The following is a 24,573-nucleotide window of genomic DNA, read 5'->3' as shown; positions in this document are numbered from 1 at the left end:
GAAATCGTGCCAGCCAATCGCAGCTTCGCTGCGCTTGGCTGCGCCGATGGCTCTCAGCCGGTCGGCCGGCCGCTCGCGTCCTTCTTTCCCACGGTTTCTCACGGCGAACTCACGGGCACCGAGCAGACGCCGCTGGAGGTGGGGCTATGCGCGACGGACGGCAGCACGGTCCCGGTGGAGCTGATCCGGCACAGCATCCTCTATGCCGGCAAGCAGCACCAGGTTCTTGCCGTGCGCGATATCCGCGGGCGCAAGCGCGCGGAGGAGGAAATCCACTTCCTTGCCCACCACGACCCTTTGACCAAGCTTCCAAACCGCACGAGCTTCAACGAGAAGCTGGAGGCTGAGTTCACGATACATCGTGGCGCCGACCGGTGCCTTGCCGTCCTCTTCCTCGATCTCGACCGCTTCAAGGAGATCAACGACCTCTTCGGCCATCTCGTCGGAGACGCCGTGCTTCAGTGTGTGGCCGAGAAGATCAGGGGCGTCCTCAAGCCAGGGCAGATGGTCGCGCGTTTGGGCGGCGATGAGTTCGCTGTGATTGTTCCCGGTCTGCCGAGCGCCGGCTATGCGACGCGCATCGCTGAAGCCATCTTGGACGCATTCAACGACACAGGGGCAAATCTGCCAGCCGGCGTCACCGTCGGCACTAGCATAGGCATTGCTCTATTCCCGAACGATGCACTCGATCGGGAGACGCTTCTGAGCCATGCCGACGCCGCGCTTTATGAGGCCAAGATGCAGGGGCGCGGCCTCTACTGCGTTTTCGAGCCGTCCATGGGTGAGCATCTGCGCGACCGTCGCCAGTTTGAGCACGACATCCGTCATGCGATCTCGCGTGGGGAACTCCGCCTTGTATATCAACCACAGGCGGAACTCCTCTCGAACGAGGTCTTCGGTTTCGAAGCGTTGCTTCGGTGGGATCACCCAGAACGAGGCGCCGTTCCGCCGGGGGTGTTCATTCCGATCGCGGAGGAATGTGGGGCCATTTTGAAGATCGGGGAATGGGTGCTGCGGACCGCCTGCGCCGAAGCGGCAAACTGGCAACAACCGCTCGCAATCAGCGTCAACGTCTCGGCCATGCAACTCCATGGAGGGAACTTGCCCGAACTGGTCGGGGCAGTGCTGACAGAAACCGGTCTCGATGCGTCCCGCCTCGAGCTGGAGATCACGGAAACTTGCCTGATCAAGGATATTGCACGCGCGCTCGCCGCCCTGCGTCAGCTCAAAAGCCTTGGGGTTCAAATCGCTATGGATGATTTCGGCACCGGTTACTCGTCCCTTTCGAATCTGCGGGCCTTCCCGTTTGACAAAATCAAAGTCGACCAGTCTCTTGTCCGGGCGGTGGATACCAGCGATGAGGCGGCCGCCGTGATGCGCGCGGTCTTCGGGCTCGCTCGGGGTCTCAAGCTCCCGGTCCTGGCAGAGGGGGTCGAAACGGACGCGGAACTGACCTTCCTCCGGCAAGAAGCCTGCGATGCAATGCAGGGTTACCTTCTTGGCCGACCCTGCCCGATTTCCGACTTCGCTCAGCTTACGAGCGGCAAGGGCAGGACGGCCGCTCCCGACGGCTGGGCAACCACGAACTGCGCGTGGTCAAGAACAGCGCGGCCTAGTGCGCAAGCGGATCGCACGTTCGTGATGATACTCGCGAGCGTTCGGAGATGGTGCAGTGTTCCGCAGGTCAACCGCTCCTATGCCGAGATCGCGGCGCATTGCAGCAGCTCGGTTCGGCCGGCCCGGCCGCGCTCGGCCCATCGATACCGCGTTACATTCAGGCGTCCATTCAGCCGTTGCAACAAAACCCTTGCCCTGACCCCTGATATGCGCGTCGTAGCAGGGCTGGTCGAGGATGGTGCCTGGCGTGACATAGGCGGTCTTCGCCAGGACATGGCTCTTATTCTTCGCTGCCAGCCTGCAGCGCTGATCATCGCCGCAAAAAGGACCCGCGAACGCACTTGCAAGACGGTTTGTTCGCATTGCCGTCGCTCGGCCCACCGATCAGCGCTTGCCGAACTCCTGACCCCAGCGGTTGAAGCCGGGCCGGTTCGGATCGGCGCCGGGGCACATTTCGCGGGCGATGCGTGATTTCGCGGCGACCGCGCAGCCGCACAGGCTGCAGGTGTGGCCGTCGAGACCGGCGCTTGCGGCGATGCGCTGGAACAGCGAACCGGTCGGTGCCCGCAGGTTGGGGCAGGCGCGGCAGGCGGCGAGTCGGGCTTCGTGCTGTTCCGGCGACGCGAGCTCGAAGTCGGTCTTCGACCACTCAAACATCGAGCGAGCGAAACGGCTAAGCAGTGCGGCCTTGGACTGGTCAGCAGGCGTCTCGGGCAGCGCCTGCTTCAGCGGGTCCTCCTCGCGGCGCGGCGGTCGCTGCAGCAGGATCGCAAGCAGCTCCGGCGAGGAGCGGCTCGCCATCAGGTGCATGGCATAGAGCGGGTCCTCAACTGCGGCGTGCAGCACGTCGGCGGACACCGGCTCCTCACTGCCGAGCAGCGCGCTGAGCCGCCGTTGCGCCTCCGCGATGTCGCTGACGAGATAGTCGCCTATCACGTGCGGCGCGGCGGGCGGTGTCGGGGTCGTTGCGGACGGTTGCAGGCTGGTCATGATCAGTCTCCTTGTCGGTTTGCTTGCACGGGCTTTGGGGCTAGACGCTCCTCCGGATCAGGGTGCCGTCGACCTGCCCCAAGGTGGCGAACAGCTGCAGCGAATAATCGGAGACGATGAAGCCGTTGATGTTAAGCAGGCGGCCCGCCAGCGTCGCGTCCGGTGGCGTCAGGTGCAGCGCCAGGAATGGCGGCGCCACCTTGTCGTGGCTGAACGGGGAGACCTCGTCGAGCACGATCACGCCGCCGTCGGCGTGGCGCAGCGTCTCGCCGACCTTGAGGTCGTGCGCCGGGCGCAGCTTGCCGTCGGCCGCCACCACCAGCTGGTCCGCGGCGAGGGTAATGCCGTTGTCGCCGTGGCGGACGGTGACGGCGGGGATCGGGATCACGGTCTGCGATTCCGTGCGCGCACGCACCCGGTGCGGCGCCCACACGAGATCAAGGCCGGCGGCCATCACCAGCTCGTTGACGGCGATTTGCTCCATTGGCCGGGTGTCGTGGCCGGGAACGGCGACCGCGAGCACCTTGGCGGTCGAGGCCGGGCAGAGACAGGTGCAGAACTGGCCGCCGCCAGCGGACATCACCATCGGGTAGCCCGGCCACCAGTAGGAGGTCTTGCAGCTCTCCGCCACGTACTCCTTGACGACCGGATCGTCGCAGAACGAGCAGGCGACATGCGGGCACGGGCACTGGCAGTCCGGCGGGTCCTGCCCGGCGAACGCCGGCATTACCACGAAGGACTGGTAGCCCTTCTGCATGATGGTGCACTGGTGCATCACCTCGACCATGTTGGGGATGCAGTTCTTGTTGTAGCAGTAGGGATCGGTCGTGCAGCTGCAGTAGCAGAAGCTCGCGTCTTCCAGCACCATCATGACGTGGCGATCGGGGTTCTTCGGCGATCCCTTCCAGATCTTGTCCTGGCCGCACATCTGGGTGAGCGCCCAGTAGCTGCTTCCGGTATTGCAGACGTCGGGCGGGCAGGGCTTCAGGTCATCCATCGCTGTGAACTCCTGTGGGTGTCGGAACGGGGCGGCCCGGCCGCGCGGCCGGCCCGCCGGGGCGATTCGCTCAGCCGAGGTCGGTGGCGCAGTCGGGGATGTTCATCGCGGCCATCGCCGCCTGGTAGGTGTCGAGCCGGCACTGTCCGGACGGATACACCGGCGTCTTATTGAAGCCGAACTCGATCGGGATGTAGGTGAACAGCACCGTCAGCTCCTTCAGCGCCGCCTCCATCCGCGTGATGTAGTCCATGTCCCACCAGATCTTGCGCATCACCGCGCCGGCGGCGTTGTAATCGGTGGCGCCGATGTCAACGCGGTTCGCCGGGTCGGCCTGGATGTTCGCCACCGCGAACGCCATGGCGAGCGACACCGAGGAGACGTCGAGCGCCTTGTTGCGGAGGAAGCCGCCGGACACGATCACCCGCGGCCGCTGGTTGTCGCTTGCGAACGCATAGACGTTGACGTTCCTACGGTACCACGACAGTCGGAAGTCGATCTGCGGATAGAACGCGCCGAACAGCGCGCACAGATAGTCGCCGAGCGCGTGGCGCTGGCCGTCGCTGAACGGATATGCCGGCATGCGCTCGAGCACGCCGACCGCGTGCAGCGGCACGAAGCCGGTGACCTGGTACAGCGAGGCGTCGGCCTCGTCATCGTCGTGCTCCTTGCGGTCGATGAAGATGCCGGCCGCGGTTTCGCCGGTGGTCTGCAGCGTGATGCCGATCGCCTGCGCCGCCGCGATCGCCTGCGGCGTCGGTTCGGCATACGGAAACTGGGTGTGATAGGCGTAGGAGCCGACCGACGGCCGCGTGTGCTGCTCGTGGTGCAGCAGGTCGGGCGCCAGCGTGCCACCGATGTAATGCGTCTGCAGCGCGAAGTCGCCCGAGATCACGCCGGCTGTGTTGATCATGTGCTGGTTCGGATCCTTGCTCGGGTCGGTGGTCGCGTTGGTGCTCAGGTTATGGAACTGGCCGAAGAAATCGCCCTGGCGCACAGTGAGGATCTTGACCGAGGCGCCGGTCGGGCTTGTGAGGGTATCGTTCGTCGTCAGCTTCTCAGCCGTCAGGAACTTCCCGCCGCCGACCAGGAACAGGTGGTCGGCGGTCACGGTGAGCGCGCCACCCTCATAGGAGACGAACACAGTGTTGGGCTGGCCGATCTCCTGGGTGCTGACCGTGTCGCCCACGTTCAGCTCGGTCCACTTGAAGGACAGGTCCGCGGCGTAGACCGGGTCTTTCACCTTGAAGTCCTGGATCTGTCTCTGCTGGTTCGCGGTGGCCTGCACCAGCGATCCGCGGGCCAGGCATGAGCACGTGCAGTAGCACCAGCCGGTCGGCCCCTGCACCAGCACGTGGGCGCCCACCGGCCAGCCGTTCTGCTTGCACACGTCGTTGACGTGCTTCTGCACGTCCGGCGAGCTGCAGTGCGTGCCCGCGCACGGAGGGATTTCGGAGGCGGCGGTTCCAAGCATGGCGAAGGTCCTCTCTCGGGTTTGCCGGCTCATGCGAACCGGTCGTTGGTGTGTTGGACGGGTGATGGTGGTCCGAGCGCGCGGGCGCGCCCGGTTATTTCGTGTAAGGGAAGGCGAGCAGCGACGCCGGCAGGCGCTGGTCGAGGTAGGCCTGGCGCACGGCATTGTCGCAGGTGACGATGCCGTGCGTGTCGAGCAGGTGATAGGACAGGTCGGCCGGCGGGACGTCGTGCGAGGTCTCGATGAGCTGGAAGGCGTAGCTCTGGTCGCCCGGCGTCACCTGATCGACCGCAATCGGCTTCTTGTCGGTGCCCATCAGCACGATGCGCGGATCGAGCTGCGCGGCGGTGATCAGCTTCTTCTCGAAGGTCACGAACAGGTGCGACGGCGGCACCACCATCGTGACATCGCCGATGACGATCTCCACCGCCGGCTGCGGCACGTTCTGCGCCGGGCGCGACGCCTGGCGGACCAGCACCTTGTACCACGCGAGGGCGAGCCCCGCCGCCATCACGAAGCCGCCGACCGGAAGCGCGTCGAGCTCCACATACTGGCCGTTGCCGTCGCGCACCTGGTAGGGCGCGAGCTCGCCGTCCCAGCAGTAACACTTGCACTGCTGGTGATCGTGTCCGGTGCGCAGCACCGGCGTTCCCGGCGCCGCATGGGCGCAGGCCTTGAGGATCTGCGGATCGTAGTTGCAGATGGCGATGCCGCAGGGCTCGATGATCGGCGGCCCGTCGGCTGGCGCGGCCGCCGTCGGGCTCAAGAGCTCGGGCTGGCCGCCGCAATAACAGTAGCAGTAGCCGCCGGTCGTCGCGTTGGAGACCACGATCGGCGTGCCGGGCGGAAACGACGGATCCTTGCAGATCTCGTTGATCTCGTTCTGGACCTGGCTGCAGACCGCCTGGGTGCAGTTGGGAAATTTGTTGTCTGCCATAGTCCTGCTCCGAAACGTTCTGTCACACGAGGAAACGATGGGGGCGCCGGCCACGCGCCGCGCGCGTCATGAGGGCCAGTCGACGGTGGCGCTGAACACCATGATCTGGCCGATGTTGATGAGCTTGGCCGGATCGAGCGCGCCGCCGCCGGGAATTTGCAGGCCGCTCGGGATCGAGGCGATCGTGGTGGTGATCTGCCAGTTGCCGGTCATGAAGTCGGTGTCGGGATTGTCGAGCTTGATCAGCGTGGTGAGCATGGTCTCCGTGAACGAGACGGTCTGCTGGGTGGTGACGCCGGGGATGGTGACGGTGAGCGTCAGGCTCCCGCTGAAGCTCACGCCCGGCGCCAGCGCCAGCGTGAGATAGACCGTCGTCAGGCCGAGGCCGGTCATGTTGCCCGGGAATTGCGGTCGGCGGACCGGATAGCTCATGGTCTGCGTGGTGGCGCCCGGCGCTGGGTTCATGAAGGCGAACCAGCTGTCGGCATACTGGTTGGCGAGGAACACCAGCACTGCGCCGTCATAGCCGCGCGCCTTCAGCTCGTTGGCGACGGCGGTGCGCAGCCCCGGCCCGCCGTCGCGCGCCGTGTAGCTGAGCGACAGGATGACGTCGGGAATGGTGCCGATGTCGATGCGGTTGGTGGCGAGCGGCAGGTCGAGCTGCCACTGCGAGATGGCGCCGGTGCCCTCGAACGGCACGTAGCGGTCATCGGTCTCGGCGGGCACGCCGCCGTCATCGACGCCGGTCGAGATCGCGATCGCCTGGTTAGCGCGCCAGTTCAGCCGCAGCTCGGTGCCGTCCGGCGGCGCCGCGCCGTCCTTGCCGAGCAGGAACAGTTCGGTGTCGGGTGCAGAGGTCAGCGTGATGTAGTTCGCGGTCTGCTGCAGCACACCGTTGATGCTGCCATAGGGGCCGGTGACCGCCGGGACGGTGACGGTGAGGCTCTCGATCTTGCGGGCGTAGTGACCGGGGAAGTCGCGGTCGAACAGGATCGCCGGCAGCTCGAAGGTGCAGGTGCCGGTTTCGCGCAGCCGCATCAAGGCCAGCGGATCGAGCTGCATTAGCGAGATGCTGCGCTGGATCCGCAGCCGCCGCGAGTTGCGGCTGAGATAGGCGGTCTCCATCTGGCCGAGGCCGAGCATCAGGCTCTCGCCCGAGCTGAGGCCCTTGCGCCGGCTGTTCCAGTAGCCGTAGGTCAGGAAGGTGTCGCTGGTGTCGAGCTCGAACTGTAGCGCCTTCTGCGCCGCGGTGCCGAGGTCGTAGGCGATGCGGTAGGCCTGGAAGAACAGTGTCGACATCTGGCCGGCGAGCCAGTTGTAGAGCTCGGCGTTTGTGAACTTCGAGGTGGCGAAATCGCGCATCGCGTCCGCCTGGGCGATCTGCAGCTGGGTGATCTCGAGGTCGCGCTGCGCCATCTGCACCCGCAGGTTCGCCGCCGCCATCTGGGCGGTGAGCTGCTTGATGTCGTACTCGGCGAGGCTCGACTGGAACGTCCAGTCGGACTCGCGCCGCTCGTAGGAGGCGAGCGTGTTGGCGAGGCTCGCCCCCCTGTTGAACTGCGCCGCGATGGTGTCGAAGAACGCGCCGAAGCCGGTGAGGCTCGCGCCGATCTCGCGGCCGCCGTAGGTCATTGCGGTGGGCGCGCCGCCGTTGGGGATCAGGTGGGCGATGCCGGCGCTGGTGTGGAAGGCGCCGCCGATGGAGGTCATCACCCCGCCGAGCATGGTGTAGATGATGCCGATCTGCTCGCGGTAGAGCAGGCCGTTCTGGATCAGGTCGTCATAGTAGGTCTTGCGCGCCTGGGCGCTGTCGAGCTGAACCTGGATCGCGGCGACGTTCTGGTCGGCCTCCTGCACTGCGAGCTGGCGTAGCGTCGTGGTCATCTTCAGGAGCTGGCGCTCCTGCGCGTTCTGCAGCGCGGCGAGGTCCTCGGCGTCCTTGCGCTCCAGCGCCTGCAGCAGCGCTTGGCCGAAGCTGATCAGCGTCGCGGTGAGGCCGCGGGCGCGCTCCAGCATGGTCCAGAACCGGTAGTTCGGGATGGTGGCGTCGAGCGTCTTGAGGATGTCGGTGAGGCTGCCGGCGGCGAGCAGCTGGTTCGGGTCGATCGGCGGCGCGAACAGCGCGAGGCTGCGCACCACGCCGCTCATGTTCATGCAGTGCCTTATCTTGAACAGTCGGTCCTCGACGCGGTCCCAGTAGGCGACGAGATCCGGATTCTCCGGCACGCAAAAGTAGGCGTTGATGTCGTTGTAGGGCAGCGCGTTGATGCCGGTGTCGACGGCGACCGGCTGTACGGGCGGCAGCACCTGCTCGAGGTTGATCAGGAACTGCGGGATGTCGGACGGCTTGGGATATATGTTCAGAATATCCTGGAACGTCATCGGCGGCTGCTGGTCGCAGTCGCCGCGGCTCTGCGGCCGCGGGCCGAGCAGGTCGGCGGCGAGGAAGTAGAGCAGCGAGGCCTGGTTGATCGATTCCCGCGTGTCCTGCCCGAAGCACTGGTCGCCCCAGTCGATCAGGTTGTCGATGTAGCGCATTACGATCGCCTTCTGATAGGCGCAGGCGCGCAGGTCGGCGATCGCGAACGGGTCGAACGGGTGATCGTTCCAGTACTTGATGGCCTCGTTGTCGGTGAGGATGTCGGTCAGGCTCTCGGCGCTCTGGCCGCGGAACGGGAGGAATTGCCAGAAGCGGTCCTGCACCGGCGTGGTGACCTCCTGCGAGGTCGGGTTGAACAGGTACTCGTACCAGCTCTTGGCCGCGGCGAACTGCTGATTGCGGTTGAGCTGCACCGCGTTGAAGAACGGCATCTGCAGGTAGAGCTCGCGCCAGTAGAGGCCGTAGGACGAGGGCTCCTTGCGATTGCCGAAGTCGATCTGGCCGCCGCACAGCTGCAGGGGCGGGATGACGTTTGCCGGCGGCGTCGGCGCGGTATCGGCGTCGCAGGCGCCGGGCGTCGGCGCCTTGCCTGCGGCGTAGAAGCGGCTGAAGTTCAGCCCCGCCGGTCCCGAATCCATCTGCACGCTGATCGCGAGCATGCGCGAGACGCCGCCGCCCCACAGGATGCGTCGCACGCGCTCGATCGCGCCGGTGGTGAGGCGATAGAACGCGACCTTCAGCGTCGTGATGTCAGGCGAGGTCGCCGTGTACTTGTCGTTGAACAGCACGATGTCGGTCGGGCCGGTCAGCGTGAACGGGTTGTAGGAGACGACGTCGGAGACCTTCTTCAGGTCGCCGATCTGGGCGCGGGCGAGGAACGCCTCGTCGCCATTGTCGAACAGCATCCAGCCGATCTGGTTGCGCACCGGACGCACCACGGCGACCTTCGGCGCGAGGTTGTAGAGCAAAGGTTGCGGGCCGGCCTGGTACCAGGGATCGAGCGCCTTGTCTGTGCTCGCGGTGAGCAGCGTACCCGCCTGCGCGTCGGCGATGAACAGGTTGGTGCCGAGATAGAGGCCGAAGGCGCGCCCGCCGCCAAGGTCGTAGGCCGATCCGTACACCGGGTAGATCAGGCCGGAGCCCTGCGGTGTGTTCATGATCACCTGGCCCTCGGTCGCGATCAGGTTGGGATCGATCGCATGGCCCTTGAGCAGCGGCACCGCGCCGACGAATCCGGTCTGGATGCCGCTTACCGCCATCGCGGCGGCGTCGTGCACCTTCCACAGCAGCTCGTTCAGCGGGCCGAACGGGGTCTTCGGCGGATCCTCCACCTTTATCTGGTTGGCCTGCTCCCACGAGCGGCCGAGCATCACCAACAGCCGCTCCTGGGTGGGATCGGCGGCGGGCACGTTGATCAGGTAGGGCATCGTCCAGTACGACGTCTGCGGATCGATCGTGGTGTAGTCGATCCCCATCGGAGCGTAGGCGGGCGACGCGGTGTAGCCCTCGAAGGCGTAGACGTCGCGCTCCACCAGCGTCTGCGGCGGTGACCAGGTGCGCCCGAACTGCAGCACGATGTACTGGATCGCGGCGCGCCAGGTGGTGGTGTTGGTCTGCTTGACGTCGCTGGTGCTGCCGGAAATGTTGCTTTCCTGGATCGGCTCGGTCTTGGCCCAGAACAGCAGCAGCCGTCCGAGCGTGTAGACCGGCGTCACCCGGTCGGTCGGGATCTTGACGTCGACCTTCTCCCACGGCGTCCAGGCGATGCCCGAGATCAGGCTGCGGACATAGAAGTCGTAGGGGTCGGACGGCGCGCGCCCGACCACGAACAGCGTATCGGCCGGCGCGCCGGTCGCGGGATCGGGCGCTGTGGCGCGCACCGTGTCGACGATCCGGATCGCCGCCTGCTGGGCGAAGCTGTTCATGAAGTCGGTGTAGGCCTTGTCGATGTTGGCCTCGTTGACCTCATTGCCGCCGACCTTGCCCTCGTACTCCTCGAACAGCGGCGTCTTGGTCTTGCGCAGTGTCGGGTCGAGGTAGTTTTCCGGATAGAGGAAGATTTTCCGGTTGGCTTCCCAGATGCGATAGGACGACAGCCACTCCCACCACACGTCGGGGATCGCCACCCGCGCCACGTCGGGCTCGAGCTGCAGGCGGCAGCGCTGCATGTAGGTCTGCACCGACGCGATCCCCTGCGCGATCAGCGAGGTGGTGTCGCAGCCCGACATCTCGAGGTCGAGCAGCAGATATTCGGAGAGGCCGCGTACGGTGACGACCCACGGGCAGTCGATCTGCACCGTGTGCAGCGCGATCGGCACATAGGCGTCGCGCCGGTGCTCGCCGAGGGTGCCGATCACCTTGGAGGGGATCGCCTCGCCCTGGGCGTCGTAGTAGGCGCCGAGCGTGTTGAAGACTATTTGCGCGGTCGAGGTGTAGGTCGCCCACTGCTCCGGAACCTGGCCGGGCGTCGCGCCGCTGGTGATGGTCGGCAGCGGCAGGCATGGTAGCGGCGCGAGGCCGCCGAGCGTGAGCATCGAGCCGATGTTGAGCTGGATCTGGCCGGCGAGGTTGAACACCACCTGCATGCGCTTCAGCCCGGCTATGGTGTTCCAGCCGGTGCCGTCCGGCGGCCAGAACGCGCTGGCGAGTTCCTGGATCTGGCTGCGGTCCCAGCCGGTGATGTCGGCGAGACCCTTGAAGCCCGCATCCGGAAACGCCAGCGCCTTGGCGAGCACACCGGGCTGAAGGTTGAAGGCGAGCGACAGCGCGGCATAGGTGCTCAGCCCGCGCAGCACCGCGAGGCTCAAGTCGAACAGGTCGCTGAAGTCGAATACCTTGGGCGTCGAGACCGCCGCGTTGATGTCGGCGGGCTCGAGCTTCAGCCGGCGCAACACCAGCGCGGTGCGGCTGAACAGCGCGAAGAACAGGACGGTGTGTTCGCCGAGCGGCGTGCCCGGTGCCACCTGCGTCAGCAGCGTCGAGACCACCGGGCCAAGCTGGCACTTCTGCGCCATCACCGGCGCGATCACGCCGATGGTGGTGACCGGCAGGCCGCCGAGCTCGCCGAGCGCGGCGTAGGTGCCGAAGGTCTGGGCATTCAGTCCCTCGAAGATCGCGCCCGCGGTGAACACGATGACATCGTTGCGCTCCTTCAGCACCGAGCGCGCGGTCTCGATCATGGCAGGGTCGCCGTCGAACAGGTAGCTGAGGTTGGTGGTCTGCGCGAACGGCGCGATCAGGGCCTGCTTCGCGTCGAGCACCTTGTGCTCCTGCAGCGCCGTGATCGCGGCCGCGGCCTCCGTCGCGTCGATCGGGCCGACGGTGAGGTCGGCCACCGTTACCGGCAGTACCGGCGAGATCAGGTCGAAGCCGGTCAGCGCGGAGGCGGTCTCCAGCACCCGGCGCACCCAGGCGATCTGGCTCTCGCTCTGCGCCGTGGCGCCGAACAGGAAGGCGAGGTCGGTGTTGTCGTCGACCGGGAAGCACAGCACGCCGGCGGAGGTGATCACGCCGGCCGCCGCCAGCCGGTCGAACGCCTGCTGCGCCTCATTGGCGGTGATCAGGTTGGGCGTCACGAAGTCGGCCGGCGCCACCTTGTGCGTGGCCGCCGCGGCCTCGAACTGCGCGATCGTCAGCAGCACGATGCCGGAGGCATCGAGAAACTTCTTCGCCACCAGTAACTTGAACAACTGTTCGGCGTCCTGCTGGGTCTGGGTGTCGTTGCGCAGCGTCGCCGCGGTCACGAGCCAGGGCACCGCGCGCACCCACAGCGCCGAGAGGAACGGCAGGATCGCGGTCGCGGGGATCGGCGGCTGGTAGCCGGGCTCGATCGCGGTGGTGCGGGTGAGGTAGATTAGGTCGGCGAGCTGGAAGCTCGAGGTCTCGACCCAGCCCTGCAGCGCCAGCAGCTTGATGACGTCGTCGATGCTCCAGGTCGCCTTGTCGATGCCGGCGAGCGTCATCAGCCGCACCAGGTTGGCCATGCTGAGGCCGAGCGCCTTCGCCAGCGTCTTCATCCGGTAAAGCGCCGACAGCATGTCAACCGTCAGCGTCAGCGTGGTCTTGCCGGACCCGACGATGCTGGCGGCCAGCGTCAGTTCGTCATCGCTGAGCCCGAGGCTTGCGGTGAGCCAGGCGCGCGTGGTGGCGGAGTCCTCGTCGGTGGAGGCGATCGGCCAGTCGATCGGCTCCGTCGTGAACAGCGGGTTTGCGGCATAGGTCGGCCGGTAGGGGCCGGTGCCATGGCGCAGCTGCGGGCGGTTATAGATGCGGTCGAACAGGTCGGCGGGCTGCGCGCCGGCGCCGCGGCCGTAGGTGTTCATATCCGACCACAGTGCCGCCGCCTGGTCGACGGCGAGGCCGAACCTTTGCACGATGCCCTTGATGGTGGCGATCGCTTTGGTGGTGGCGCTGTCGGCGAGATCCGCCTTGCCCGTCGAGCGCACCGCGATGTCGAGGTCCTGGGCGGACCAGCCGACCCAGCCGGCGAGGCGCAGGAAACGGTTGATGCGGTCGAGGTCGGCGAGCGTCACGTCGCTGACAGTGCGCACCGTCCCGTTCCAGCTCTCCTTGCCGACATACTGGATCAGCGCCGCCGGATCGGTCTCGTTGGCGACCAGATTGGCCCACAGGTTGCCGGAGGCGCCGCCGTTGATGACGTAGAACGAGGGGATGTTGGCCTCGAGTTCGGTGTCGTCGGCGTTCTGGCGCAGCAGGCCCAGGATCGCCGGATAGTCGAGGCCGGTGCTCATCGAGAACACGTCGAAGCCGACCAGCGACGCCGCCGGCAGCACGCTCGCGGCGCTGCCCGAGAAGGCGGTCACGTAGGCCACGTCGACGGTGAAGGTGTTGTCGCTCGAGGAGATCGCCGCCACGATCCGCATCACGCCGCCGACGTGGAAGGTGTCGCCGACCGAAAGCGCGGTCTCGAAGTCGCCGCTCGAGGCGGTGACCGTGGTGCTGCTGGCGGCGGCGGAATAGGTTCCGGGCAGCGCCGCCGGCAGCGCTAGGCTCGGCCGGGAGAAATACAGCGCGAGCTTGGCCGCGTCCGGCGTCGGCGTCTGCGACACCACGAGCTGCTCGACCGACAGCCCCGCGGTCTCGCGGATCACGTCGGCAGGCTGCGGCAGCTCGTCGTTGGTGCCGGCGGGATGGTCGACCAGCGTGGCGTAGAGCGCGGTGAGGCTCGACGACATGTTGTCGAGCGCCACCCGCACGGTGTCGAGCGGCAGGTTCGCGGGCAGCGTCGTGGCCTCGACCGAGGTCGCCGCCATGTAGGAGGCGTCGCCGCTACCGCCGGTCACGACGTGGGTCAGCACGTCGTTAGCAAGGTCGAGGAACGGCACCGGATTGTTGGTGGCCTCGCAGGTCAGCGGCAGCGTGAACAGGTCGCCGCGCCGGTTCTTCAGCGTCGTCGGCGCTCTCGGGTTGCGGTCGGTGATGTAGGTGGCGGTGACGCGCATCAGGTCGGTGAAATAGGCGGCCGGTCCGAAGATCGAGCGGCAGTGCTCGCAGGCGCAGTAGTTCACGGTGCCGAACAAGGTCTCGTAGTCGGGCAGGTCGGCGACGACGCCGGCCATCGCGCCGTCGGCCGCGGTCAGCCCGGTCGAGCGCCAGTGCGCGCCGCCGGTGTCGTTGATGTTGGCCCACAGGTGATGGACCCGCGCGCGGGTCAGCCGCGCGCGCCTGTGCAGCTCGCGCAGCGTCTGGGCGGACTCACCGACCGCGGCGGCATCCTCGACGAACACGTCCTCGGTAGTCGCGGCGATGCTGAGCGCGCCATGATAGCCGGCCGCGATCAGGCGGTCGGCGAGCGCGGCGTCGCTGCCGAGCCGCGCCAGCCGCTGATAGGCGCGCAGCCGTGTCAGCCTGCGCTCCTGATTCGGTCCCGGCGGGATCAGCGTGGCGACGGTGTCGGGCTTCATCAGCTCCGCGGTGAGGATGTCGAAATTCGGGCGGCTTGCGGCGACGTCGGCGAGATCGGGATGGTTGATCGCGAAGGGCTGGTCCAAAGCCATGATACGTCCCTCAGGTTCGGTGTGCGGCTCCGCTTGTGCGGCGTCGTGCTGCGTTATGCTTTCTTGGTCGTGTCGGAGAAGAATTTGATGCTCGATCCCAGAGCGACGAAGATTGATGCCGCCACGATGTTGATCTTCAGCGTGCTGGTCACCCCAGCCTTGCCGAACTGCTCGGGAAAGCTCGCGAGCGCTTCCTTGAGGATGCCGGACAGGTTGAAGGACGGACTGCCGACGATGTAGCGCGGATCGATACCGGCGAAGCCCGGCACGCTGCGCCACCCGGGGAAAATGAACGTGTTCGGCATCCTGGTGCTGAAGCCCTGCTGGCTGTAGGGATGCGACCACAAGGTCACACCGGTCTTCTTGTTGTCGAGGATCTTCAGGACGGAGTCCGTGTCCCGTTCAAACTTTGCGGTGATCTGGGGCGGCAGCAGGAACAGGATCGCGTTCTTGAGGCTGACGGACGGATTCAGGTGGTGCAGATAGGCCGTGACCCCCTTGGTCTGCTTGATCACCTGGCCCGGATCGAGCCCCTTCTTGGCCGCATCCAGCTTGATCTTGACCTGGTTGGAATAGACGAGCGTGCCGAGGATCTTTGCGTAGAAGACCCGCCCGATCGAATTGAGTGTGGCGGCGTCGGGGAAGGATTTGGCCGCTCCCGCGATCGGGCCGCCCTTGCTGGGCGGCGTGAGGCCGATGCCTGTGAACGGACGCAATCCCTCTTTCAGGATCTTCCGGTAGTTGATCGGCGCGGTCACATGGGTGGCGAACTGCAGCCCCAGCAGATTCCAGACGACGCCGGTGCCGATGGCCGAGCCTGCGAACCATGTCTTGCCGGGATTGTTGCGGATGTAGTCGATGACCGGGTTCACCCCCAGCGAACCGTGGTTCGGCTGCGGGGCGCTGTTGCCCCTACTGCCGCTGCCGCCCTGATCGACCGGCTTCTTGGTGGTGCCGTCCGGATCGGCGTAGGACACCGGATTGTCGCCGGCATAGCAGTAGAGGTTGAGGCCGTCGGCGGTCCCCAGCGGATCGGCGCTGATCCAGCGGCCAAGCCATGAGGCGTAGTAGCGCGCGCCGTAGTAATAGAGGCTGGTGAGGTTGTCGCATTCCTTGCCGCAGTAGCGGAAGATCTTGCCGCTCACTGCGACCTGGTCAGGCCCGGCGATGAAGGCGCTGCCGCCGAAGGCGAAATACTCCTCATAGCTCGTCACCTGGCCGCTCTGGTCGAGCTCGAGATCGATCGAGGTGAGGTTGGTGGAATACTGGTAGCGCCATTGCGGCGCGGGACTGTGCGGATCAACCGACTGGTCGAAGCTGCGCACCGTGAGCTGCAGGTCGCCGCCGAACGCCAGGCTGACCATCAGCGAGCGCTCGACCACGGTGACGTTGTCATCTGTGTCGACGGTCTCGCGCTGGTCGATGCGATAGTGGCCGAAGGTGATCGAGCGGCTCCGGTCGATGGTGCCGGTCGTGGCATTGACCAGGCGGTCGGTGACCTTCTCCACCCGGTTGCCGTCGGCGTCGTAGAGATAGAGCTGCTGGTCGTCGGCGCCACCGCTGCGCGCGATAACGACGGCGCTGCTCAGCGTGTTGCGGTAGCTCCAGCTCAGCGCGCGGACGAAGGGCAGCGCGACCATGTTGCCGGCCGCATCGTAGTCGTCGTCCGGGGAGACTGGCGCGGACGGCGTGGCCTCGACGGAGTGGTTCGAGGTCTGCGACACCAGATAGGTGCGGCTGAAGTCGGCGACGTTGCCGTCGGACAAGTGTTGCAGCGTGAGCGGATTGTTGGAGTGGTCGTAGGTGTAGGTCTCGCGGTAGCGGATCAGCTGCGCGGTGTCGTTGGGATGGCTTCCCTGCACCGGCACGAACGCCGTTCCCATGAAGCCGGTGTGATAGGTGCCGGGACCGATCGCCGGCGACTGCCGGCCGGTGCTCTCGATCAGCCGGTAGAGGGAGTCGTTGGTAAAGGCGCAGCCCGGATCGACCAGGTCGTGGCCGGTGACGATATCGTTGACTGAGTTGTCGACGATCTCAGTGATGTTGCCAACGGGATCGTAGACATAGGCGATATCCTGCAGGCGCTGGCTGTCGGAGGTACGGGTCGTCGTCACCGCGATCACCCGCCCGGTGCTGTCCTCGTAGCCCCAGGCGCTCACGGTGCCGTTGCCGAACGTCGCCGAAAGGCGCTGGCCGCGCGCGTTGTAGGTCGCGGCGCTGACAACATCGACCGTGGTGCCGCGCTGCGGCGTGAAGCTCTGCCCGGCCGCCCAGCCGGTGCGGTAGTAGCCGAAGCGGGCGAGCGATCCGTCGGGACCGGTCTCGCTCAGGATCCGGGCGTCGATGGCGTAGGTGCTGGTGATCGCGATCGGCGGATCGAGCGGCGGCGACACGCCGGGATTCCAGTTGACCGTGGCACCGGCATCGCTGAGCACCTGCCGGCTCGTCGCGGTTGCCACGCCGTCGATGTCGTAGGCCGAGAACGCCAGGATGCCGGCCTGGTCCTTGTGCTCGATCAGCCGGCCGTTGAGATTGCTCGCCGCGTTGGTGCCGTAGCTGAACGCCTCCACGATCTGGGCGAGCCCATCGCCGTCGACGCGCACGCTCGAGGGGCGGCGCAGCGCGTCGTAGCTGCGGGTGATCAGCACGTCGGCGGCGGTCCATTGAAAGGCCGGCTGGCCGTCGGCCGTGGCGAGCTGCCGCGTGGTGCCGGCGTCGCAGCTCGTCAGCAGCAGCGCCGTCTCGCCCATGTCGTAGGTGGTGGTCACGTTGAAGCGCTTGTCGGTGTGGCCCCCATTCCATGCGGAGAAGCGCGGGTCGGCGGTCGCCACCACGCGGCCCTGGCCGTCGACGGTGAGCACGGTCGAGAGCACCTGCATGGTCGAGTCGACCGAGGAGACCAGCCGCTGGTCGGTCTGGATGGTGATGCGCCGCGGGTCGAACTGGTCGGTCTGCGGCGTGTTCTCGAACACTGCGGCTTTCACCAACGCCTCGCGCTCTAGCGCGAAGTCCGGATCGCGGTTACCGATATTAGCGATGTAGTAGGGCGAGGTCTTCACCGTGTCGTCGGCGTCGGACGACGTCTCCGACCAGGCGGCGTAATCGGTGCGGGTGATGAAGCCCTTGGCGCTGAGCGTGGAGATCTCGCGCCCCAGCGCGTCGTAATAGGTGGTGTCGAACAACAGCCCGGGATCGGCGGTCCAGGCGAAGGTGTCGGTGAGCGTCGGCAGGTAGGCGCGGACCGGCTGGCCCTTGGTGTCGTAGACCGTGCGGCCGCTGGCTACCCAGCCGTCGGCGGCATTGCCGACGGCCGCGCCCTCGACCAGCGACTTGGTCTGCAGCGTGCGCCGCTCGCCGTCGAAATAGACCACCGTCTTGGTCATCGGCAGGGTTTGGTCGGCGTCGCTCAAATGGGTCTGCCGCGCCAGATGCGCGCTCGCCGACGGGCCGCGCGTCGCCGCATAGCCGTGCGGGTCGCGATAGAAATATTCGGTGGCGTCCTGCAGGTAGAGCTCGGCATTGGTGATCACGTCGGCGAGCGACGGCGACACACGCACCACGTAACTTGCGAGGTCGCCGTCGCCCTGGCGCTGGCCGTTGATGGTGCCGAACACGGAGGTGACCATCAGCTCGCCGAGCGGATCGTAGAGCGCCTGCTGGGTGACGTTGTTGATGCTGACGATGGCGGCGGGCGCCAGCGCCTGGTAGTCTGGCGTGGTGCGCAGCGTCCCGCCGAGCGCGTCGGTCAGGCCGACCAGCATCAGGCTGTAGCTGTCGTAGGTCGCCGTCGTGCGGTTACCGAACGGATCCTGTGACTGCACCAGCACGTGGAACTTGGCGGCCGGCGCGTAGCTCGCCGCGTTCGACGGCTGCCACCAGAAGCTGCCGTCCTTCTCGTAGCCGCAGCCCGTGATCATCGCATCGGTCAGGCGGATGCCGAAGTCAGCGGTGATCATCCCCGGCGTGAAGAGGGCGGTGGTGGTGCGCCAGGCGAGCGCAGGCGAGGTCACCTCGCCGAGCGGCAGCGGCTGTCCGTCGGTGCCGAGATAGCGCACGCGGGCGATGGTCTGGTAGCGCGCCTGCGGTGCGGTCCCCGAGAACGGCTGCTCGGGCAGCAGCGGCGCGGCGAGCGCGGTGTCGATCTGCGCGCGCAGCCCATCGGCGGTGAAGAAGCCATTGGCGTCGGGCGTGAGGCCCGCAAGCTCGTAGCTCGTCTCCTGCGCCGGCAGGCCCTCGATGGCGCTGCCGTCGACGGGCGTGGCGTAAGCGGTGACGCTCGTGCTTGCGCGCAGGATCAATTGCTGCGGCAGCGGCGTGATGGTCACAGACGCGCGGCGCGGATAGGCGAGGCTCGCCGCGATCAGCGGCAGCCCATGGGGCGTGCGGGTCAGCGTGAAGGCCTGTGTGGTGCGCGGGTCGTCGGGCACACGCTCGTAGGTGGTCTCCGCACTCTGGTTCTCGGCGACGAAGAACACGCCGAAGCCGTTGTCGTCCGGGACCTGCAGCAGCGTCACTGTGGAGGCGGCCTGCTCGACGGTGTAGGGCACGGCGGCAGCCGCGGTGCCGTCGAGGCCGTAGGTTTCGGTGCGCACCCGCGCGCCCGCGAGCGCCGACCACGCCTGCCGCTGCACGCGGCCGCCCGCGCCGCTCTGGCCGAGCTGCAGCACCGCGACCGGCAGCGCAAGGCCGGGCTGCGCGCCGTGGTAGAACGCCGCGCGCCAGCTCGCCTCCAGGAGCGGCAACTCCTCGTAGGCGCCGTTGATGAACCAGTGCTTGCGATGGGTCGGGATCGCCGCCGTATCGGCGGTGTGCGCCGTCGCCGGCGTTGGCGCGAACACCTCCGCGTCCCAGGTTTCGACGCCGGCGAAGCCGCGGAAGGCGAACAGCACCGGATCGTAGTGCGGATCGCGGTAGGCAAACCGCGAGGTCGTCGTTCCGCCCGAGATGCGGTCCTCGCGCCGGATGGTCTCGACCACCTGCACCGGGAACGGCAGCGTGGTGATCCACGGCTGCCCAGCGCGCGCGTCAGCAAGCTGGAACGCGGTCGACGGCTGCCACGCCACGCGGGTGATTGCGCCGCGGCCGTCGTCGATGCTGGCGATCAGGGACAGACGCCGCCCGTCGGTGAAATCGAAATAGAAGTGGCGCTGCGTGCCGATCGCCAGACTGACAATCGCAGCTGTGGTGCCGCGCCCCAGCACGTCGCCGAAGGTGATCGCGTCGATGGTCTCGTACGGCGCGGGCAGCGTGACGACGCTCGGCGGCCCGAAGCTGTTGCCGGCGGTGTTCGGATAGATGACGAGGCAGCTGTCCTCGACCACCACGATGTCCGCGGTGCCGCTGCCGTCGGTGTCGACGAGGTGGACCCGGTCCGCCGGGACGCCGTCGGGGAAGCTCGGCGGATTGGCGATCTCGACCGGTGCGGCGAAGCGGCCGTAGCCGAGATTGGGCCAGACCCGGACGCGGCCGGTGCCGATCTCGACCAGGTGCTGCAGGCCGTCGCCGAACATGTCGGCGCTCTGCACCACCCGCACCGGCGAGGCGGTCCCGGGCCTGGGAATGCGCAGCGGATTGCCGGCGATCCGCGTCGGGCCGTAGCCGAGCGCGCCGTGCGACAGGCTCCAGCTCACCGCTTCGGTCGCGACGTTCAGCACGTCGCTCAGCCCGTTGCCGGTCAGGTCGATGCGCTCGCTCCTGGGATCAAGCGCCTGCAGCGCGAAGCTTTCGAACGGCTCGAACGGCGCATAGCCGGCAGCGCCGCGGTTGCCGAAATAGCCGGCCATGCCGGGCGCTTCGACCACCACGTCGAGGCGGGCGAAGCGGTCGATGCTGCTGAGGCGGATGCCTTCCGCGCCGACGTCGCGCAGATTGGGCAGGCCGCGCGGCGCGGTCGGTCCGGTGAAGCGGCCGCCGCCTGCGTTGCGCCAGTACAAGAGCTCGCTCGGCGTCGACACCAGAAGGCCCGGCAGTCCCTCGCCGTCGAGATCGACGAGCTTCGGCGGGTCGTCGTCGATCTGCGGGCCAAACTGGCCGCTGGACGCGATGTCGATCGGCGCGAACGCGCGCGGTCCCGCCGGCGCCTCGGTCCAGGTGAGGGTGAGCGGCGGCTTGCTCAGCGTCGTCGCGTCGCCCGTGCCGTAGCCGCGCCAGCCGGTTTCGGTAGCGGCAACGATCCGGCTCAGCGGCGCGTTCGGATCGAACGCGAACATGAGGCTGCGGGTCAGCACTGGATCGGCGCCAAGCTCGGCGGGGAAATAGTGTGTGACCAGGATGCCGTTGCAGCGCCGCCAGGTGCGCAGCTCGAACCCCGGCCGGTAGGTCGAGAACGGATCGGACCGCACCGCCCACGGCCGCACCGGTTTCGCCGGGTCCTTGTTGGCCGGGCTCAGGTCATAGTCGCCATAGTCGAACAGCACCGAGAACATCCAGGCGGTGGTGCCGTCGGCCGCCTGAAAGTTGCCGTAGCGGACCGTGCTGAGATAGCGATTGGCGCGATAGTCGCGGCCGGTATTCTCCGGCGCGGGCGGAATGCCGGTGTCGTCTTCCGCGCGGTATTCGAACAGGATACGGTTGCCCTTGGCGTCGGCGATGGTCGCCGGCAGCCAGGAGAACACGCGCCGCGGATCGGCGGGATCGCTGATCCGGCTGTCGGGGCTGGTGCCGAACTGTGAAACCTTGGCATCACGCTCGGTGACGCGCCAGTGCACGTCGCCGTCGCTGCTGCGCGTCCACCGCTCCACGATCGCAAAATCGGTTTCGATGACGGGGCGAAAGTGGCTGACGTCGTAGTCGACACCGTTGTCGCTGCGCCGCAGGGCGGCCGCACTGCGATCAGGCTCGAGAATCCGGCCCGAAAAGGTGTAAGTGTCGTGGCCGTCATAGCGCGGAACGGTTTGTGCTCGGATCGAGATCTTCGGCAGCTCGAGATCGAAGCCGAGGCCGTAGGGTCCATTGCCGCCGGCGGCGTTGTATCTCAGCGCGATCGCAGGCTCGAGCCCGCGCGCCGCCGGCAGCGCGAGTACGATCGATCCGGTCAGTGTGCCCGTGAAGTTGTCGGCGCCGAACATCGCCTGCAATCCCGCGATCGAACCCTCGCCGCTCGGCAGCGCCGGCTGATCGATCGCAATCTGCGGCAAAGCGGTGCCGTTCGCCGCCGATGCGTCGGCGGGCGTGCTGGGATTCATGGGAATAACCTGCGATGGAACTAAGAACGTTCTGGCGAGCTAGATCAGAATGTTACTACTCCCGATTGTGACACCAGGTAAATGCGCTGTCAACTTGCATGTAGCGCAGACGCAACTTTAACGATTATTGATTACAGCTGGATGACTGTCCCGCGTGGTTGGGATGACACCGTCGCATCACGTCTTTCTTCATCAGCGCGCGACACACAACGGGCAACACACGATACGCCGCGTGCGTTGCTACGCGTGTGAACGGAAACCGACGACGATGAAAATTTGTGGAAAGGGACATTGATTTTCTTGGCACGTCATCCGTCTCTTAATCAGCGGCTCTATCGAAATTTCAACTTCTCGCATCGAGACACTCGCTGATTTCGGCAGCAAGATCAGACCGCCCCGCTCGGGCACGGGTTGTCGGTTGCGGAGGCACCAATGCAAGGGGTAACTGTGTGTAGGATGGCGATCCGAGTTCGATGTTCAGCGACGCTGCGCGACCCTTTCTCTTTAGTTTTCGATCAGGTTGAGTTAATTCATCCCGAGCGGGTTGATTCTAAGCTATTCTGCGTTTTCCTCATGAAATCGTCCCGAGCGGTTCTTTTTCTTTCCAAAGGCCACTTTGAATGATAGATTCGTCCCGATAGGGATGAATATGCAAACGATAACCGACAGCAAAACCCTCGGCCTTCGGATCCGGCAGGAACGCAGATCGCAGGGCCTCACACAGGAGCAGCTCGCCGGCCTTACCGGCGTCGGTGTGCGTTTCGTGCGTGAACTGGAAGCCGGGAAGGAGAGCTGCCAACTTGGCCGTGCGCTCCAGGTGGCCAGCGCCCTCGGCCTCTTCCTGTCGGTCGGCAGCCGACGGGATAGCGGGTCATGACCCATCTACTGGACGTATATTTCAGGGAGACCAGGGCCGGCATTCTCAGCCAGGACGAGGACGGCGCGCTGGGCTACGCCTATGACGCCGACTATCTCGCCGGGCAGCAGCCCCGCGCCATCTCCTTCTCGATGCCGCTGCGGGAAGAACCCTATGCCGACCGGGTCGCACGTCCGTTCTTCTCGGGCCTGCTTCCGGACGAGGGCGCGCGGCAGCGTCTTGCCGGAGCGCTCGGCCTTTCGGCCGGCAATGCATTCGGCCTGCTCGAGGTGATCGGCGGCGAATGCGCGGGCGCGTTGTCGTTGTATCCAGCTGGCGAAGCGCCGGCTCCGTCCGACGATGACGGTGTCGAGGCTCTCACCGCAGAGCGACTCGAGGAAATCATCGGCAAGCTGCGCGAGCGGCCTCTGCTCGGAGGAGAGGAGGGGGTTCGCCTCTCGCTGGCCGGCGCCCAGGACAAGCTCGCGGTGATCGTCGAAGGCGAGACGATCGGCCTGGCCAGGGGCGGCCGTCCGACCACCCATATTCTGAAGCCGGTCATCCAGGCGCTGGAAGGAACCGTCGAGAATGAGCTCTTCTGTCTGCGTTTGGCAGACCGTCTCCAACTGCCGGTTCCGCAGGTCGAGATGCGCCGCGCCGGCCACACCGCGTTTCTTCTGATCCAGCGCTATGACCGTGCGCGGACTGGCCACGCACATATCGAGCGATTGCATCAGGAGGATTTCTGCCAGGCGCTCAGCGTTCCACCCGAACTCAAATATGAGGAAGAGGGCGGTCCCGGTACCGAGCGCTCGCTGGACCTGATCGATCGGGCCGCCGCACGACCGGCGGCCGACCGGTTGCGGTTCATCCGGATGCTGATCTTTCATTATCTCGTCGGCAATGCCGATGCGCACGGAAAGAATTACGCCCTGCTCTATGACGGCGATACGCCGGATCTCGCCCCACTCTATGACGTGGTTTGCACAGCCGCCTATCCGCGGCTGTCCAAGAAGCTTGCCATGGCGATCGGCGGACGATCCGTTCCCGACACGATCCAACTGAAGCACTGGCTGGCGCTCGTTCCCGAAACCCGGGGCGCGCAACGCCTTCTCATCCGCGATATCGCAACCATGGCCGGACGCCTTGGAGATGAGGCCGACGCTTTGCTCGCGCAACTGGCGGATGTAGGGGCGGACCACGCCATTCTAAAATCCGTCCGCGCAGTCATCGCGGCCCGGGCAACGCACCTTTTGCGGATGACCGAAGGTGGGTGACGCCTGAGGGTCCGGAGGTAAGGTGGCCGATCATTTGCTTGTCCATGTCGCCCGGCGTTCTGCTTTTGTGCAGCTAACCGATGTTTGGCGTAGAAACCTTGCGCTATCCCCATATCCTGCTGGCGTGGAGGGGCCTGCATCCGTTGGGGGTCGACATCTCATGTATCTCGAATTCCGGGCACCGGTACTCGATCTGGAGGAGCCAAGCCCGCTGCTTTGCCCTGCGGGACGAATGCCCATTTTCCTCGGACGCCCGTAATCATTGCTTAGATGCGTGCTACGAAGGGTCCGAAGGGAACGAAAACAAATCGGGCGAGGCTTGATCATGTCGACCGCTAGCCGGGGGAAATCGCCCGCACAGCTTTTCCGCCATCTATCGGCAAAGTGGCCTGCGGCGTTCAATCCGAAAGCGCCCAGGCCGCTCAAGATCGGCATCCATCATGACATTCGCGTGCTTGACGGCGAACTGTCTGATGATGAACTGAGGAGAGCCCTGCGCGCCTATACCAGGATGGCCAAATACTTGGCGAGACTGGATGCCGGCGCCGCGCGGGTCGATCTCTATGGCAAGCCGGCCGGCGAGGTCTCGGATGCGGACGCGGCGACCGCCAAGGCTTTGCTGTGCGCCCGCAAGGACAAACAGGAGACCAAGCAAACGCCGGAGCCAAGGGCAGAGCCTGAAGCGTCACCCAAACCGAAACCGAAGCAAACGGTGTTCAAGGCGAAGAATACGGCCGACAGCCCGAGCGGCATAGTCGTTGCGACGAAGCGTCGCCGGTCATTCCGAAAGCCGCTGGCTTGATCGCCGCTGAGCGATTGGTCTTTGCGCCGACCGAGACCCTGA

General features: G+C 66.2%; 10 protein-coding genes. 4 read left to right on the top strand and 6 right to left on the bottom strand.

Annotation, left to right across the window (positions count from 1 at the left end; all coding sequences use genetic code 11):
- Positions 1-174: 174 nt before the first annotated feature.
- Positions 175-2,088 (top strand): putative bifunctional diguanylate cyclase/phosphodiesterase, encoded by a 1,914-nt coding sequence (locus tag MAXJ12_RS18215; protein ID WP_244421518.1) that lies wholly within the window; start codon positions 175-177, stop codon positions 2,086-2,088.
- On the opposite strand, the gene MAXJ12_RS18210 is transcribed toward MAXJ12_RS18215, so the two are convergent.
- The 6 genes from MAXJ12_RS18210 to MAXJ12_RS18185 all read right to left on the bottom strand — a co-directional run bounded on the left by MAXJ12_RS18210 (position 2,002) and on the right by MAXJ12_RS18185 (position 21,596).
- Positions 2,002-2,607, bottom strand: a complete 606-nt coding sequence (locus tag MAXJ12_RS18210; RefSeq protein ID WP_008837413.1) for a hypothetical protein — start codon at positions 2,605-2,607, stop codon at positions 2,002-2,004. The two genes, MAXJ12_RS18215 and MAXJ12_RS18210, sit on opposite strands and share 87 nt — an antisense overlap.
- Before the next feature lie 40 nt (positions 2,608-2,647).
- Positions 2,648-3,604: a hypothetical protein gene (locus MAXJ12_RS18205; RefSeq protein WP_008837412.1), complete on the bottom strand. Its 957-nt coding sequence runs from the start codon at positions 3,602-3,604 to the stop codon at positions 2,648-2,650.
- 70 nt (positions 3,605-3,674) lie between these two features.
- The gene (locus tag MAXJ12_RS18200) at positions 3,675-5,078 is read right to left on the bottom strand and encodes a hypothetical protein (RefSeq protein WP_008837411.1); all 1,404 of its coding nucleotides are present in this window, start codon (positions 5,076-5,078) and stop codon (positions 3,675-3,677) included.
- 94 nt (positions 5,079-5,172) lie between these two features.
- Positions 5,173-6,015, bottom strand: a complete 843-nt coding sequence (locus tag MAXJ12_RS18195) for a hypothetical protein (RefSeq protein WP_008837410.1) — start codon at positions 6,013-6,015, stop codon at positions 5,173-5,175.
- Between the two features lie 66 nt (positions 6,016-6,081).
- Entirely contained in the window at positions 6,082-14,412 is an 8,331-nt protein-coding gene (locus MAXJ12_RS18190; RefSeq protein ID WP_008837409.1) for a Tc toxin subunit A-related protein, read from the bottom strand.
- 53 nt (positions 14,413-14,465) lie between these two features.
- Complete coding sequence (locus MAXJ12_RS18185) at positions 14,466-21,596, bottom strand: SpvB/TcaC N-terminal domain-containing protein (protein ID WP_008837408.1); 7,131 nt, start codon at positions 21,594-21,596, stop codon at positions 14,466-14,468.
- A 649-nt stretch (positions 21,597-22,245) separates the two neighbouring features.
- On the opposite strand from MAXJ12_RS18185, the gene MAXJ12_RS18180 reads away from it, so the two are divergent.
- From MAXJ12_RS18180 to MAXJ12_RS18170, 3 genes are all read left to right on the top strand, one after another.
- Complete coding sequence (locus tag MAXJ12_RS18180) at positions 22,246-22,473, top strand: helix-turn-helix domain-containing protein (RefSeq protein ID WP_008837407.1); 228 nt, start codon at positions 22,246-22,248, stop codon at positions 22,471-22,473.
- Complete coding sequence (locus MAXJ12_RS18175) at positions 22,470-23,729, top strand: type II toxin-antitoxin system HipA family toxin (RefSeq protein ID WP_008837406.1); 1,260 nt, start codon at positions 22,470-22,472, stop codon at positions 23,727-23,729. The genes MAXJ12_RS18180 and MAXJ12_RS18175 overlap by 4 nt, the downstream gene beginning before the upstream one ends.
- A 325-nt stretch (positions 23,730-24,054) precedes the next feature.
- Complete coding sequence (locus tag MAXJ12_RS18170; RefSeq protein WP_008837405.1) at positions 24,055-24,531, top strand: ProQ/FINO family protein; 477 nt, start codon at positions 24,055-24,057, stop codon at positions 24,529-24,531.
- Positions 24,532-24,573 lie beyond the last annotated feature (42 nt).

Source organism: Mesorhizobium alhagi CCNWXJ12-2 (assembly GCF_000236565.1).
Classification (GTDB): domain Bacteria; phylum Pseudomonadota; class Alphaproteobacteria; order Rhizobiales; family Rhizobiaceae; genus Allomesorhizobium; species Allomesorhizobium alhagi.
This window is presented reverse-complemented; position numbering and strand designations above follow the sequence as displayed.